Origin of the sequence: Klebsiella variicola (assembly GCF_000828055.2) — a bacterium.
Lineage (GTDB): Bacteria > Pseudomonadota > Gammaproteobacteria > Enterobacterales > Enterobacteriaceae > Klebsiella > Klebsiella variicola.
This window is the reverse complement of record NZ_CP010523.2, coordinates 1895067-1910217: the sequence shown is the minus strand read 5'-3', so window position 1 is coordinate 1910217 and position 15151 is coordinate 1895067. Positions and strand designations below refer to the sequence as shown.

Genomic DNA, 15151 nt, shown 5'->3' with positions numbered 1-15151 from the left:
GATGAGCACACCAGATTTTTCCACTGCAGAAAATAATCAAGAACTGGCGCAGGAAGTCTCCTGCCTGAAAGCGATGATAACGCTGATGCTGCAGGCGATGGGCCAGGCGGATGCGGGTCGCGTGATTATTAAAATGGAAAAGCAGATCGCGCAGATGGAAGATGAGGCTCAGGCTGCCGTATTCTCCAGCACCGTTAAGCAAATTAAACAAGCTTACCGTCAGTAATCCTGTACCGGCTGAAAGTATCCCTGACAGCCGGTGTCACGTCTGGCACGCAGAACGACAGGCGCTCTCAGATTAACCCTGTCGCCACCGCGTAACAGGCTATCTGCGTTTTGTTCGGCGCATTGAATTTCCGTTGCATATTCTTCTGGTGGAAATTCACCGTATTTTCCGAAATAGAAAGAATCATCGCCACCTCCGCCGAGGTCTTCCCTTCCGCGGTCCATTTCAGAATTTCCAGTTCACGGCGGCTGAACTTCATCTCCGGCGGCATGACCATCTCATCTTCCAGACGCAGGAGCGCCAACAAGCTTAGCTCCGTCAGCATGCGCAGGCGCATCTCCAGTTCATCATCAGGATAAGAGCCCGGTAAACGGTTATTCGCGGAGACAGAGAGAAAACCCTGCGCATGGTTGGGCAACGTCAGGCACTGGGTCACCCCTTTTTTCAGACCATGATCGCGGGCGCCGTCCCATAATGCCGCCGCATCGCGAAACAGCCCATCCTCCCATGGCAGATGGCCACGCATAAAATTCTCCGGGCGTAATACCGGATCTATCGCGAAATAATTCTCGGCCTGGTAGTGCGACATCCATGCGCGGGGATAGGTCGACTGGAAGGTGACGCGGGGGCGAGTGAAAGGCACCGGGTGGCGTACACAAAGCGTGTAGTAATCATATTCCAGCGCTTCGGTTTCTCGTTGCAGGAGATTATAAACCTCCTCACCAGCGGCCACGGACTGAAATTGATGCAGCATATCCCGCCGCCAGCTGAAAAAATCATTGTCCCTCATAGCTGTGCAAATAACTCCTGATTGATAATCATTATTATAAATACAGAAAACTAACACATAAATCTTATTTATATGTATAAAATATTGTCGGTGTCGCATTTATTAGTCTGAAGGCTTGCCTTTTTCCCGTTCTCAGCGCAGAACCTCGTGCTCACTTTCCCGTCATTTTCTACACCCTACAAGGGGGGATGGGAAGCGGTGTATACGGCCACAGGGAGAAATAGCACAAAGAGGTGACGAGGAGCGTGGCGCGCCGCAGGGAAGACAGGCTGTACGCGGCGGCCCTCCCCCGGGAAAGCCGCCACGTCAGCGCATGGTTTACTGCATCAGAAATTTTTCGAGGAACTGGCGAGTACGCGGCTGCTGCGGGGAGGCGAACAATGCTTTCGCTTCTCCCTGCTCGACAATGCGTCCTTGATCCATAAAGATGGCCCGATCGGCAACGTCGCGGGCGAAACTCATTTCATGGGTCACGATAACCATGGTGCGTTTCTCCTGCGCCAGCTGGCGGATGGTGTTGAGCACCTCCCCCACCAGCTCAGGATCGAGGGCCGAGGTTGGCTCATCAAACAGGATCACGTCCGGACGCATGGCTAGCGCGCGAGCAATAGCCACCCGCTGCTGCTGACCGCCGGAGAGGCGACGCGGATAGCTATTCTCTTTACCGCTGAGACCCACTTTCGCCAGCAGATCGCGCGCCCGCACAATCGACTCCTGCTTATCTTCACCTTTTACGATGACCGGCCCCTCAATAATGTTCTCCAGCACCGTACGGTGGGGAAACAGATTAAAGTTCTGGAAGACAAAGCCGACGTGCTGGCGCAGCTGGCGAATGAGTCCTTTCTGCGGCCCGAGGCTGCGACCGGCGTCGATGGTCACATCGCCAACGCGGATGGTGCCGCTCTCCGGTTGCTCCAGCAAGTTGATGCTGCGCAGCAGAGTGGTTTTACCCGAGCCGCTGGGGCCGATGATCGCCACGACTTCCCCTTTCTGTACCTCCAGGTCGATACCGTGGAGCACCGTCTGGCCATGGAATTTCTTCACCAGGCTTTTCACTTCTATCGCACTCATTTCGGATCACGCTCCTGGCGGTTCAGCTGGTTTTCAAAATAGTTCTGCAGCGAGGAGAGGACGGTCGCCATCACCCAGTAGATCAACGAGGCCGCGAGATACATGGTGAAGACCTCAAGGGTTCGCGAGGTGATAAGCTGCGCCTGACGGAACAGCTCTGGCACCTGGATCGTCGCCGCCAGCGAGGTATCTTTGACCAGGCTGATAAAACTGTTGGACAGCGGCGGCAAAGCGACCCGTGCCGCCTGGGGTAAGATGGCCCGGCGCATCGTCTGCCACGGCGTCATGCCGATACTGGCCGCCGCTTCCCATTGCCCTTTGTCGATCGAGGCGATGGCCGCGCGCAGGGTTTCCGCCGCGTAGGCCGCCGTATTGAGCGACAGGCCGATCATCGCCGCCGGAATCGGGTCAAGCTCAATGCCAAACTGCGGCAAGCCGTAGTAGATCATAAACAGCTGGGCGATAAGCGGCGTGCCGCGAAAAATGGAGATATACATGCGCGCCAGCCATTTTACCGGCCAGAGAGGCGACATGCGCATCAGCGCCAGGATAAAGCCCAGCACCAGGCCGAAAAACATCCCGCCAATGCTCAGCTGCAGCGTAAAGACGGCCCCTTTGAGCAGAAAAGGAGCGGAATCGATGACCAGTTGGATACTTTCTTGCATGCTGTCGTTTCTGTATTAAAGGTGAGGATGATAGGCAAACAGCGCCGGCGCCCCGCCGGTATGGACGAACAAAATCGGTCCTTCATCCTTAAAACGCTTCTGCGTAATGCCGTCGATAAGCCCGGCCATCGCTTTGCCGGTATAGACCGGATCGAGCAAAATACCTTCCAGTTGCGCCAGTAGCTTCACGGCGGCCATGCCTTCCTCGTTCGGCGTACCGTAGCCTGGGGCAAAGTAATCGTCCCACAGCGTGATGTCGGCTTTCGCCTGCAGCTCGAGGCTGTTGGCCACGGCCTGCTGCAGCGCCACCACTTTTGGCAGCTGGTCAGCGACGGAGCGCGATACCGTCACGCCAATCAGTTCCGCCTGCGGCATCAGCTGTTCGAGTCCCACAGCCAGCCCGGCATGCGTACCGGCGCTACCGGAAGCCACCACCACCGATGAGATCTCCACCGCGCCTTCACACTGCTGGGCGATTTCCAGCGCGCTTTCCACATAGCCTAACGCCCCGAGCGCATTGGATCCGCCGACCGGGATGACGTAGGGGCGATAGCCCTGCGCCTCGATGCGGGTCGCCAGCTCGTCGAGCTGTTCGGCAGGATTGGTCAGGGCATCGCACATCTCAACCTGGGTATTAAACAGATCCAGCAGCAGGCGGTTGCCATTGCTCAGATAGTTCTCCGCCCCGGTGCCAATGGGGTTTTCCAGTAGCGCCACGCAGTGCAGCCCCAGCTTCGCGGCGACCGCCGCCGTCTGACGCACATGGTTGGACTGGATCGCGCCGGCGGTGATTAAGGTATCTGCCCCTTCCCGCAGCGCATCGGCGGCGAGAAACTCCAGCTTGCGCAGTTTATTGCCTCCCATCGCCAGCGGCGTTGTATCATCGCGTTTGATAAAAATCTCGCGCCCAAGGTGATCGGACAAACGCGGCAGATACTCCAGCGGCGTCGGCGCGCCAATCAATTCCAGACGCGGAAAGCGGGTTAAATTTTGCAGTGACATGGCCCCTCCTGACTCAGTTATGCTTCATTATGCACACAGTTACGCGCTAAATAAAAAAAGGCGCTTCCAGGAGCGCCTTTTTTCACCACTGACCGTTATTTCGTCACGTCAGCGCCAAACCATTTCTCTGACAGCGCCTTCAGGGTGCCATCTTTCTGCATATCCGCGATCGCGGCGTCAATCGCTTTCAGCAGATCGTCGTTGCCTTTGCGCAGCGCCACGCCGGCCTCCTGACGGGAGAATGCTTCACCGGTTACCGCCAGCGTATTGTTAGTTTTCTTCACCAGATCCAGCGCGGCCAGACGGTCAACCAGAATGGCGTCAATACGGCCTACACGCAGATCCTGGTATTTAGTCGGGTCATCATCATAGGTGCGAACATCAACGCCCTGGACGTTCTGACGCAGCCACTCTTCATAGTTAGTGCCCAGCCCGACGCCGACTTTCTTGCCTTTCAGATCCGCCGCGGTTTTAATCGCGCCTTCGTTACCTTTCTTCACCAGCGCCTGCACACCGGAGATAGTGTACGGGGTTGAGAAATCGTATTTCTTCTTACGCTCATCGGAGATAGTGACCTGGTTAATCACCACGTCAATGCGTTTGGAGTCCAGCGAGGCCAGCATACCGTCCCATTTGGTCGGTTTGAGATCGGCTTTCACGCCAAGATGTTTCGCCAGCTCGTTGGCAAACTCCACTTCAAATCCGGTCAGCTTGCCGTCATCGCCCTGGAAGCTGAAAGGAGGATAGGTGCCTTCGAGGCCCACGCGCAGGGTACCGCGCTCTTTAACCTGATTGAGCAGGTTTTCCGCTGCAAAAGTTTTCACGCTAACGCCAGCCATCAAAACAACGGCCATCGCGCCCATCAGCGCCTGACGACCCAGAAGTGCTAATTTCATAGATACCCCGAAGGTTAGGATTTTCCTGTAGTGTAAGGCGCTTAACGGCCCGGCACCAACATCGTTACGCTACATCTTATGCCAATTTATTATATATGATCCCGATTAGGGTATAGCGAAAATCAGGGCTTTCCTCTCCCGTTTTGCGGGATATCTCCCATACTGCAAAGGTCAGCCTGTTGACGTCTGGAGCATGGAAGATGAAAAACCCCACTTTGTTGCAATGTTTTCACTGGTACTACCCCGCCGGCGGCGAGCTATGGCGTGAAGTCGAAGCGCTGGCCCCCAGCCTGAATGAAATCGGCATCAATATGGTCTGGTTGCCGCCCGCCTATAAAGGCGCCTCGGGCGGTTATTCCGTCGGCTATGACACCTATGATCTCTTCGACCTTGGTGAGTTTGATCAAAAGGGCTCAGTCGCCACCAAATATGGCGATAAAGCGCAGCTGCTGGCGGCGATGAAGGCTCTGAAAGAGCATGATATCGCCGTGCTGCTGGATGTGGTGGTGAACCACAAAATGGGCGCCGATGAAAAAGAAACTCTGCAGGTGCAGCGCGTCGATGAGCACGATCGCACCCAGATTGCCGAGGAGATCATTGAGTGTGAGGCATGGACTCGCTATACCTTTCCGGTGCGGGCCGGGCAGTATTCGCAATTTGTCTGGGACTACAAATGCTTTAGCGGCATCGACCACATTGAGAATCCGACGGAAGACGGTGTGTTTAAAATCGTCAACGATTACACCGGTGAAGGCTGGAACGAGCAGGTCGACGATGAGCTTGGTAACTTCGACTACCTGATGGGCGCCAACATTGATTTTCGTAATCACGCCGTCACCGAGGAGATCAAATATTGGGCGCGCTGGGTCATGGAGCAGACCGGCTGCGATGGTTTTCGTCTTGACGCCGTGAAGCATATCCCCGCCTGGTTTTACAAAGCGTGGATCGAGCACGTCCAGGAGGTGGCGCCGCAGCCGCTGTTTATTGTCGCGGAGTATTGGTCCCATGAGGTGGAAAAGCTCCAGCAGTATATCGACCTGGTCGAGGGCAAGACGATGCTGTTCGATGCCCCGCTGCAGATGAAATTTCATGAAGCCTCACGCCAGGGGCGCGATTATGACATGAGCCAGATATTCAGCGGCACGCTGGTGGAAGCCGACCCTTTTCACGCCGTGACGCTGGTGACAAACCACGATACGCAGCCGCTACAGGCCCTCGAGGCGCCGGTTGAACCCTGGTTCAAGCCGCTGGCCTATGCGCTGATCCTGCTGCGTGAAAATGGTGTGCCGTCGGTCTTTTATCCCGATCTTTTCGGCGCATCCTATGAAGATACCGGCGGCGATGGACAAACCTACGCCATTGAGATGCCCGTTATCGAGCAACTGCATGAACTGATCGACGCCCGTCAGCGCTTTGCCCATGGCGTGCAAACGCTGTGGTTCGATCACCCCAACTGTATTGCCTTCAGCCGTAGCGGCACCGACGAGGATCCCGGCTGCGTGGTGGTGATGTCCAATGGCGATGAGGGAGAAAAAACCCTGACGCTGGGCGAGAACTATGGCAATAAACGCTGGCGGGATTTTCTCGGCAACCGGGAAGAGATTGTCGAAACCGACGCTGAGGGTAGCGCGATCTTTACCTGCAACGGGGGTAGCGTGAGCGTGTGGGTGATGGAAGCCGTGCTGTAGTCAGCTGGCGATGTACCTGGCGGGCCGGAACGGGCCCGCCGGAACCTCAGCGCACGGAAGCCGGCGCGCTGACGGCCCCTGTCGTACGCGCTTTGGCCCACGCCTTTTCGCACTCAGGGGTGAGGCGTTCAACGCGAGTCAACGTCATACGATCGTAGGAGAGGGTATTGCCCTCACGCTCGATTGGATAGATATCCAGGGAAGCGGTAACGTTGTAGATCTGGTTATCGCGGTTCATCAGTTTACCCGGCTGCGCGATCACGCGCTGCCACTGGCGGCAGTCGAAGGTATCCCCTTCTTTAGTGACGATCAGGCTGGCGATCGCGTCAGGGCTCATCATTTCACTCTGCGGCCCTTTCGATTGCCAGTAGCCCTCAAGGCCAGCCGGCGCCGGTGCTTTAACGACGTCATCGTAATGATCAACCTGCACACATCCGGCCAGCGCCACCACCATGCCCGCAAAAACTAACTGTTTCATCATTCATCCCACAAGCCGATAAAAAAGTATTGTGGCATTAAAGCGTTAAGCCTTCCACCCCCGCTCCCGGCGGAAAAACCTGGCAAAACAGGAACGGGCAGCACCGCCTTCATTTGAAATAAGGAAATTCCGAAAATAAAATAATGTTTGGGGCGTAACCATAGCATCTATGGGCACTTTTTGTTTTTAATCCGCTCACACTACCGGTTCTCGACTTTACTTTAAGAGTTTTCCTGGCAAATTATATGCATAGATGCGGAATAGTTTAACGGAACTAATAGGTTCTTTCGTAAACCTACTATTACTGCTCGCAAGGACTGCTTCGCACAATGCGTGTGAAGAGAATATCGTTACGTGTTGATTGAGGATGGGTCATGTCAACGATGATTATGGATTTGTGCAGTTATACCCGGTTAGGCTTAACGGGTTATCTGACCAGTCGGGGAATAAAAAAACAGGAAATCGTTGAGGTCCATTGCGCGACAGATTTGCAAAAACATTGCGCGTCGTGTTGTCCGGCAGTGGTGTTTCTTAATGAAGACTGCTTCGTGCATGATGATGAAAGTAATGGCATTATTCGCCAGATCATTACGCAAAACCCGGCGACGCTGTTTGTTATCTTTATGTCGCTGGCAAACATTCATTTTGACCGCTATTTGCGGGTACGGAAAAACCTGCTGATCAGTTCGAAATCGATAACGCCAAAAGACCTTGATGTTATTCTGGTTAATTATCTAAAATACAAAAACAGTAGCCTGGGGCAATTAAATTTACCGACGTTGTCGCTGAGTAAAACAGAATCAAATATGCTGCAAATGTGGATGGCCGGGCACGGCACGTCACAAATTTCAACGCAAATGAACATCAAAGCGAAGACGGTATCATCGCATAAAGGCAATATTAAAAAGAAAATACAAACGCACAATAAGCAGGTGATTTACCATATCGTTCGGCTGACCGAAAACGTAACTTCAGGTATTCAGGTGAATCTGCGTTGAAACAGACTGGCGGTGGTACCGCCAGTCCCGTTTTATGAGGCTTCTTTTTCGACGAAGATCCCATCCGGATGCCCTATTTCGTTGAAAAACCAGATCCCTAAAGGATAGTCTTCCAGCGAAACCAGATACATCGTCCCTTCACTAAACGACTCAATTGCCAGCACTACCCCCGATCGACGTGGGCCACCGTCGGTCTTCACCGTGACACGATCGTTCACCTGCATATTCACTCTCCTCTATTTTTCAGCCAGTGTAGAACAAAACCACGCAACTCGCAGCGTCGCGGCCCATGACTGGTGTTTTTTTAGACCGACTATACTTAAAGAGGCTTGAGCGACGCTCAGCGAGGGGGTAATGATGAAGAATCGATTGACTGGCCAGACCGGAAATGACGTTGATGTCAACGTGGATGCGCTACTGGCAGCGATTAATGAGATTAGCGAAAGTGAAATCCATCGCACTCTGGACGACCCACAGCGCGCCAGCATTGATGGCCGCGGGTCACATACCTGGCGCGAACTGGCGGAGGCATTTGAGCTCGACATTCACGATTTCAGCGCCAGTGAAGTTAACCGCTAACGGCAGGCGAAAAAAATCCCGACTCGCAGGAGTCGGGATCAAACTTGCTAATGCAAGAAGCACTTGAAAATTCGTTACACCGGGAAATCCGATGCGTTAAAACATTATCCTCAATTATTTTGCATGACAAGCGATATTCATGACGCAAATTATTGAGAATGTTAGCGCTTTGCTTTGAGCAGGGCTGCAGGGCTGATGCGAGAAGGCTTCGCCGCAAACCGGTTTCATTCGATAGCGCGATCCCCGTCGAACACTTTAAGAAAAATCTCATTTCGCCTGATTCGGGCGAAACGTTTTGCTCACGCTTCGCTGCGAAAACAGACCTGATTGCGGCCGTTCTGCTTTGCCAGATAGAGACGACGATCGGCCACCGACTGTAAGGCTTCAAACTGATACTCCCCCTGCTCTTCGCTGGTACTGACCCCCAGCGAGGCACTGACCCGCAGCGTCACATTGTTATGTAAAAAGACCTCCCGGCCCTGAATTCGCAGGCGTAGCCGCTCTGCTACCGCCACCGCGTCCTGTAGTGTGGTATTCGGCAGCACGACACAAAACTCCTCCCCGCCCACGCGGCCCAGCAAGTCACCCTCACGAACGGTGCTGGCAAGGGTACTGGCCACCGTCGACAGCACTCTGTCACCCGCCTGATGGCCATAGCGATCGTTGATGCGCTTGAAGTGATCCAGATCGAGCTGGATCACCGACAGCGGCCGTCCACTGCGCTGGCAGGCGCTGGCTACCGCCATCGCCTGTTCAAACAGCGCCCCGCGATTGAGCAGACGGGTTAAGGCATCATGCCATGCCTGCCATTCAAGGGAGGTTTGCAGGACGCTCATATTGCGGACCATGCGGCGGATCACCAGCCAGGAGAGCAACAGCATCAAGGTGAAGAGGACCCACATCAGGGTCAGGGCGATGGTGATGGTGCCAAAATTGCCCCGCACGCCTTCCCGCAGGGTGTGGATCCGCAGCAACACGCCGTCAAAATTGCGCAGTTTGGCCCAGCTGATATAGCGCGTCAGCAAGCGCAGCCCCCCCTGGTTATCATGGACAAACGCGCGGCTGAGCAGTTCCTGTTCCCTGGGGGACAATAGCGTCAGGACATTCCCCGGCGCGGAAGAGGCCAGCAGGTTCAAATGGCTATCATAAAGCTGGTACTCCCCCTCCTGCCCGCCCTGCATGGCGCTGACCAAAAACGCTTTTATTTCACTGACCGAGAAATCCATCGCCAGCACCCCGCGCCAGTAACCGGCGAAATCCAGCGGTATCGAAGCGGTGACCACCTGCTCTTCCAGCTGCGGGTCATCGTCAGGAAAGGTTTGCCAGATAACGCCCCGCCCCGGATTATTCCGCTGGCTCTGTCGGGTAAACCAGAGGGCGCTGATGGCTTGCGAATAGTGGGTCATCACCTGCGACTCGTCCCGCAGCGGCAGGGTCGAGGTGAAAAAGCCGCTGCGAGAGATATACTGCATCCGCTCGGCGAAATCGCGGTCATGTTGCGTCAGATTCAACAGATACCCCAGCTCCAGCGTCGCCATCAACTCATCAGCCGCGAGCGGATCGTCCTTCAGCAGCATAGGGTTGTTACCGACGACGCTCCCCGAGACGCCAAACACCGGCAGCGTACGACGATTCGGCAGCGCCACTCGCCAGGCCTCCTGGTGACGCTGGCTCAGATAGCGCTGACTGGCACTACGCAATACGTCGATATCGAGCGGCTGCTCAAGGGCAGACTGCATGCCGTGGCGAAAAAACATCATCCGGTCAATATTGAACTGCAGCAACCCATCCATTTCATGGGCGACATTAGCCAGATTATTGCGTTGGTTGGCCACATAGGCCTCTTCCAGAACGTTGATTTCACGCCAGATCAGTAACGTGGAGAAAAAAAGCACCACAATAAAACAAACGTTAACCACATGCGCCGGGCGAGTCAGGTGGCGGAGCTTGTTTATCTTCAACCGAAGTGGCTTATCCATCATTATCTCGCAGTACGTTGCGCAAACCTGACGACATCAGCGCCCCGGCTGGTGTCGACGCCGGGCGCGCTTTTAGCGTAGACGACGCAGCGCCGTCACGCTGCGTGCAGCCACTCTACTTCACTGACCGGCGCAGACTGCTCACCACTTTCACGCCCGCCAGCACCACTGCGCCAATGATAAAACCCAGCACCAGGTTGGCAATGACCGGCAGCAGGGAAGCCAATATCCCGCCCAGCCCCGCGCTCCAGTGCTCAATGGCATGATGCAGTGGCGCAATGCCGTGAACCACAATCCCGCCGCCGACAAGGAACATCGCCAGCGTCCCAACGATGGAGAGCACTTTCATCAGCCAGGGGGCTACCACTAACAATCCTTTGCCCAGCCATTGCGCCAGCGCAGCGCGTTTCTCTGCCAGCCAGTAGCCCATGTCGTCCAGCTTAACGATCACCCCCACCAGGCCATAGACCCCGATGGTGACCAGAATCGCGATCCCCGAGAGGATCAGGATCTGATTGAGCAGCGGCGCTTCCGCCACAATGCCGAGGGTGATGGCGACAATTTCCGCGGACAAAATAAAATCGGTGCGAATCGCCCCTTTCACTTTGTCACGCTCAAAGGCCAGCGGGTCACGTTCCGCCAGCGCCTGAAGACGCTGCTGCCGTTGCGCAGGGTCTTCCTTGTGCTTACGCGCCTCCAGGCTGTGAAGGACCTTCTCCACCCCTTCAAAACAGAGGAATGCGCCTCCCAGCATCAGCAACGGCGTAATCGCCCAGGGGATAAAAGCACTGATCAATAGCGCCAGCGGCACGAGGATCACTTTATTAATGAACGAACCTTTCGCCACGCCCCAGACGACCGGCAGTTCACGATTCGCTCGCACGCCGGTCACCTGCTGAGCATTGAGCGACAGATCGTCGCCCAATACCCCGGCTGTTTTTTTCGCCGCCAGCTTGCCCATCACGGAAATATCGTCCAGCAGCGTGGCGATATCATCGAGTAATGTTAAAAGACTACTTCCTGCCAAAATAATTTCCTTCTCTTTTCATCAATGTCTCCCTCGAGTATGCGTTAAAAAACGGCCGGTGCCCAAGGTACAATTAGTCAATATAAATTTAACAAACTCGGGCAAATTAAGCGCTCGCCAGCGCGATAGTTTTCACGTTTACTATATGTCCCCTTTCTATCTCTGCACCGTCGTGAGGAAGTATGTCTACCCGTCAGCTGTTACCGCTTATCGGGGCGCTGTTTGCGCTGTATATCATTTGGGGCTCTACCTATTTTGCCATCGCCGTCGGCGTCGCCAGCTGGCCGCCGCTGATGATGGCCGGTATTCGCTTTCTCTCTGCCGGCGTGCTACTGCTGGGCTGGCTGCTGGCCACCGGCCATAAGCTGCCAGCCCGCCGGCCGCTGCTTAACGCCGCGCTGATCGGGGTCTTGCTGCTTGCCGTCGGCAACGGCTTCGTCACTCTCGCCGAACATCAGCACGTTCCGTCAGGGATCGCGGCGGTGATGGTCGCCACCGTGCCGCTGTTCACGCTATGTTTCAGCCGCTTTTTCGGCATCGCCACCCGTAAACTGGAGTGGCTGGGCATTGCCATTGGCCTGGCAGGTATCGTCATGCTCAACAGCGGTGGCAACCTGAACGGCAACCCCTGGGGCGCACTGCTGATCCTGATTGGTTCGCTAAGCTGGGCGTTCGGCTCGGTTTACGGGTCGCGGATTGAGCTGCCGACCGGCATGATGGCGGGGGCTATCGAGATGCTCGCCGCCGGGATCGTCCTGCTGGTCTCGTCATGGCTGACCGGTGAGACGTTAACCCATGTCCCCTCGTGGTCCGGGATCGCCGCCCTGGCCTACCTGGCTATCTTTGGCTCGCTAATCGCCATCAACGCCTACATGTTTTTGATCCGCAACGTCACCCCGGCGGTAGCCACCAGCTATGCCTATGTTAACCCGGTGGTGGCCGTCTTGCTCGGTACCGGGTTTGGCGGTGAAAGCCTGTCGCTCATTGAATGGCTGGCGCTGGCAGTGATTATTTTCGCCGTAGTGCTGGTGACGCTGGGAAAATATCTCTTCCCCGCCCGCAGCGAAGCTACTCCTTGCAAGGCGGCGAAGTAAACGCCAGCTCGCGGATCCCCTGCGTATCGATCTGCGCGTCGTGCCCGGCGCCGCAGATCCACTCTTCCAGACGCTCGGTGAGCGCCTCATCATTTAGTTTCAACCGGCCGCGCAGGGCGCATTCCCAGATGATAAGCACCCGCCAGCCCTGCTCAGCCAGCTGTTGCCGGTCGCGGGCGTCACGCGCCACGTTGCCAGCGATTTTATCCAGCCAGAAAGCCGTCCGGGTGGCCGGCACCTTAAACAGATAACAGTCATGGTGATGCCAGAAACAGCCGTGAGTAAAGATAACGCAGCGGTAGTCGGGTAAGGCGAAATCGGGGCGTCCTGGCAGCGCGCGATCCTGGGCGACAAAGGTGAATCCCGCCCCGGTCAGCAGCGTCGCTATCCGCTTTTCAATCGCCGTATCGCGCGTGGCGATAGCCCGCATATTTTTACTGCGCGTGGCTTTATCGTGAACATCCGCCATCGTTATCATCCGCTTCGCGACGCGCCACCGCCTGGGCGATACGCGGCGCCAGGAGCTTCGCCACCGCGGCGAAGACCGGAACCACCACCGAGTTGCCGAACTGACGATAGGCCTGGGTATCCGACACTGGAATGCGGAACCGTGAACCCTGGGGCGATTCAAAGCCCATCAGCCGGGCGCATTCGCGCGGCGTCAACCGGCGAGGCCGCCGCTCTTGGTTCTGTGGATCGTCAAAATGCTGCTCGCCCAACGGCCGGTCCCAGCCGCGGTCGACGAGAATTTCGGCACCGTCTTTATAGTAGCGGGCAGAGAGTGTTCGAGCCACGCTGTGGGGATTACCGGGGTCTACCAGGCCATAACCAAAGCCATTACCCCGCGCCTGATGCTTGCGGGCATAACGATAGAGATATTTCCACAACACCGGCGTAAGGATAAATTTGGCATCCACCGTCGGCTCCAGCAGCTCGCCAAACGTCGGCCGCACCGCCGGATAGAGCGCAGCGATATCGCGCAGCGTAAATCCTTCATGCAGCTGCAGGTCGCGGCGGAAACCCACCAGCACGATGCGCTCCCGGTGCTGTGGTAAGAAATGGCGCCCGTCGATGACCTTAGGGTCATCCGGCCCGGTATGCCCGGCATCGGCCACCTCATACCCCAGCTCATCCAGCGTCTGCATGATGATGCGGAAGGTGCGCCCCTGATCGTGGCTTTTGAGGTTTTTGACATTCTCCAGCACAAAAATCGCCGGCTGACGCGCGGCGATAATTCTCACGACATCAAAAAACAGCGTCCCCTGGGTTTCGCAGGCAAAGCCGTGCGCGCGCCCCATGGCATTTTTTTTGGAGACGCCGGCGAGTGAGAAAGGCTGGCAGGGAAAGCCAGCCAGTAAGACATCATGCTGAGGAATCGTCTCGCGGATATGCTGCGCCGCTTCTTCATCGCTGACATCGGGGCGGTGGCTGAGCGTGACATCGCGGATATCTTCATTAAAACGATGCAGTTGCGGATCACAGTACCAGTTGGCCTTGTAGGTACGCACCGCGTGCTTGTTCCACTCGCTGGTAAAGACGCACTGCCCGCCGATGGCTTCAAAACCGTTGCGGATCCCGCCGATACCGGCAAACAAATCGACAAAGCGGAACGCATAATGCGGGTGATGAGCTGGCGGCGCCGGCAGCAGCGTCGCCAGATGGGCGATCTCCTGCGGACGCAAACGCCCCGCCGCGCGGGAGAGCGCCGCCACGCGCTTGAGGATCGCCGCGCTCCAGTGCTGTTCGCCGACGCTTACCAGTTCGGCGACCAGCGTTTTCACATCATAGATCGTCATCAGCTGACGCAGCAGCGCCTGAGCCTCTTCCCCGGCCTGCTCAGCCAGCGGCAACGACCTGTTTTCCTCAATTAACTTTTGCGGCATATCCTCAACCAGCGCGGACGATTTTTGCAGAGAGTACCATAAATCACCGGTCGGTTGACGCCTGCGGTGCAAAGCGGCGTAAAACCGCTTCATCCAGCGCCAGCGGCTCCCCCTGCAGCTCCGCGCTAAGCTTGGCCATAAATTCGACGAGGAAGCGGGCATTGTGCTGCGCCATCTCTTTTCCTCTGGCCGTCTGCATGGTCTCCGGCAGGCGCAGGAGTTTGCACTGGAAATGATCGAGGGCATATTGGCGGTCATCCAGCGCCCGCCGGTCAGCAAATGGATCTTCAGCATCAAACAAGATGGTATTCAGGGCGCCGGCGACGGCGAAGACGCGCGCCAGACCAATCGCCCCCAGCGACTCAAGACGGTCGGCATCCTGGACGATTTTCGCCTCCAGCGTGCGCGGCGGGATCGCCGCGCTGAAGCTGTGCGCCTCAATGGCATGGCTGACCGCCGCGTAACGCTCCGCGGGAAAATCGGCAAATGACGACTGTAGAATAGCGAGGGTTTTCTCAGCGGCCATCATCGAGGAACGGCTTCGCTCCGGATGATTCTTCGGCAAGCTGACGATGTCATGAAAATAGCAGGCCGTGAGGAGTACCAGTCGGTCGACCTCCTCCCCGGCGGCCAACTGGGTAGCCGTGGCCCAGACGCGACGAAAATGGGACAGATCGTGTGCGGCATCATCCTGCGCGTGGTGCGTCAGTATCCAGTGCTCATATCGTTGCTGCCAGTCAACCAGGTTCATAGGCTTTCCTTTATGTGAAGGTCA

General features: G+C 56.3%; 17 protein-coding genes. 5 read left to right on the top strand and 12 right to left on the bottom strand.

Going from position 1 to position 15151, the window contains the following annotated elements; translation table 11 throughout:
- Position 1 precedes the first annotated feature (1 nt).
- Positions 2-226: a DUF2594 family protein gene (locus SP68_RS08940; RefSeq protein ID WP_004122104.1), complete on the top strand. Its 225-nt coding sequence runs from the start codon at positions 2-4 to the stop codon at positions 224-226.
- Between the two features lie 67 nt (positions 227-293).
- On the opposite strand, the gene sdiA is transcribed toward SP68_RS08940, so the two are convergent.
- The 5 genes from sdiA to tcyJ form a co-directional block, all read right to left on the bottom strand.
- Entirely contained in the window at positions 294-1016 is a 723-nt protein-coding gene (sdiA, locus tag SP68_RS08935) for a transcriptional regulator SdiA (RefSeq protein ID WP_008804217.1), read from the bottom strand.
- Positions 1017-1334: 318 nt separating this feature from the next.
- Positions 1335-2087, bottom strand: a complete 753-nt coding sequence (tcyN, locus tag SP68_RS08930; RefSeq protein WP_008804216.1) for an L-cystine ABC transporter ATP-binding protein TcyN — start codon at positions 2085-2087, stop codon at positions 1335-1337.
- Positions 2084-2752: a cystine ABC transporter permease gene (gene tcyL, locus SP68_RS08925; protein ID WP_008804215.1), complete on the bottom strand. Its 669-nt coding sequence runs from the start codon at positions 2750-2752 to the stop codon at positions 2084-2086. Before tcyL ends, tcyN begins: the two co-directional genes overlap by 4 nt.
- Positions 2753-2767: 15 nt before the next feature.
- Positions 2768-3754, bottom strand: coding sequence for a D-cysteine desulfhydrase (dcyD, locus tag SP68_RS08920; RefSeq protein WP_012541230.1), 987 nt, complete (start codon positions 3752-3754; stop codon positions 2768-2770).
- Between the two features lie 95 nt (positions 3755-3849).
- Positions 3850-4650, bottom strand: coding sequence for a cystine ABC transporter substrate-binding protein (tcyJ, locus tag SP68_RS08915; RefSeq protein WP_008804213.1), 801 nt, complete (start codon positions 4648-4650; stop codon positions 3850-3852).
- A 200-nt stretch (positions 4651-4850) separates the two neighbouring features.
- On the opposite strand from tcyJ, the gene amyA reads away from it, so the two are divergent.
- The gene (gene amyA, locus SP68_RS08910; protein WP_040968689.1) at positions 4851-6338 is read left to right on the top strand and encodes an alpha-amylase; all 1488 of its coding nucleotides are present in this window, start codon (positions 4851-4853) and stop codon (positions 6336-6338) included.
- 46 nt (positions 6339-6384) lie between these two features.
- Here the strand turns inward: amyA and yedD are convergent, their stop codons facing one another.
- A complete protein-coding gene (yedD, locus tag SP68_RS08905; RefSeq protein ID WP_074423851.1) occupies positions 6385-6819 on the bottom strand; it encodes a lipoprotein YedD in 435 nt (144 codons plus the stop codon).
- A 371-nt stretch (positions 6820-7190) separates the two neighbouring features.
- Here yedD and rcsA point away from each other — a divergent pair, with 371 nt between their 5' ends.
- Positions 7191-7814 carry a transcriptional regulator RcsA gene (gene rcsA, locus SP68_RS08900; RefSeq protein ID WP_008804210.1) on the top strand — a complete coding sequence of 208 codons (624 nt, stop codon included), beginning with the start codon at positions 7191-7193 and terminating at the stop codon, positions 7812-7814.
- A 32-nt stretch (positions 7815-7846) separates the two neighbouring features.
- On the opposite strand, the gene dsrB is transcribed toward rcsA, so the two are convergent.
- Entirely contained in the window at positions 7847-8038 is a 192-nt protein-coding gene (dsrB, locus tag SP68_RS08895; protein ID WP_012541227.1) for a protein DsrB, read from the bottom strand.
- Between the two features lie 133 nt (positions 8039-8171).
- On the opposite strand from dsrB, the gene SP68_RS08890 reads away from it, so the two are divergent.
- Entirely contained in the window at positions 8172-8393 is a 222-nt protein-coding gene (locus tag SP68_RS08890) for a YodD family protein (RefSeq protein ID WP_040968690.1), read from the top strand.
- Positions 8394-8692: 299 nt separating this feature from the next.
- Here SP68_RS08890 and dgcQ read toward each other — a convergent pair whose 3' ends face one another.
- Together dgcQ and SP68_RS08880 are read right to left on the bottom strand one after the other, a co-directional pair.
- A complete protein-coding gene (dgcQ, locus tag SP68_RS08885) occupies positions 8693-10372 on the bottom strand; it encodes a cellulose biosynthesis regulator diguanylate cyclase DgcQ (protein WP_040975950.1) in 1680 nt (559 codons plus the stop codon).
- A gap of 115 nt (positions 10373-10487) precedes the next feature.
- A complete protein-coding gene (locus SP68_RS08880; RefSeq protein WP_008804206.1) occupies positions 10488-11399 on the bottom strand; it encodes a DUF808 domain-containing protein in 912 nt (303 codons plus the stop codon).
- Positions 11400-11581: 182 nt separating this feature from the next.
- On the opposite strand from SP68_RS08880, the gene yedA reads away from it, so the two are divergent.
- On the top strand, positions 11582-12493 hold the full coding sequence (gene yedA, locus SP68_RS08875) for a drug/metabolite exporter YedA (protein WP_008804205.1): 912 nt from the start codon (positions 11582-11584) through the stop codon (positions 12491-12493).
- Here yedA and SP68_RS08870 read toward each other — a convergent pair.
- From SP68_RS08870 to SP68_RS08860, 3 genes are all read right to left on the bottom strand, one after another.
- On the bottom strand, positions 12468-12962 hold the full coding sequence (locus SP68_RS08870; RefSeq protein ID WP_012967659.1) for a very short patch repair endonuclease: 495 nt from the start codon (positions 12960-12962) through the stop codon (positions 12468-12470). The genes yedA and SP68_RS08870 overlap by 26 nt on opposite strands.
- Complete coding sequence (locus SP68_RS08865; protein ID WP_022065154.1) at positions 12943-14343, bottom strand: DNA cytosine methyltransferase; 1401 nt, start codon at positions 14341-14343, stop codon at positions 12943-12945. Before SP68_RS08865 ends, SP68_RS08870 begins: the two co-directional genes overlap by 20 nt.
- A gap of 76 nt (positions 14344-14419) precedes the next feature.
- Entirely contained in the window at positions 14420-15127 is a 708-nt protein-coding gene (locus SP68_RS08860; protein WP_022065155.1) for a phosphohydrolase, read from the bottom strand.
- Positions 15128-15151: the final 24 nt, after the last annotated feature.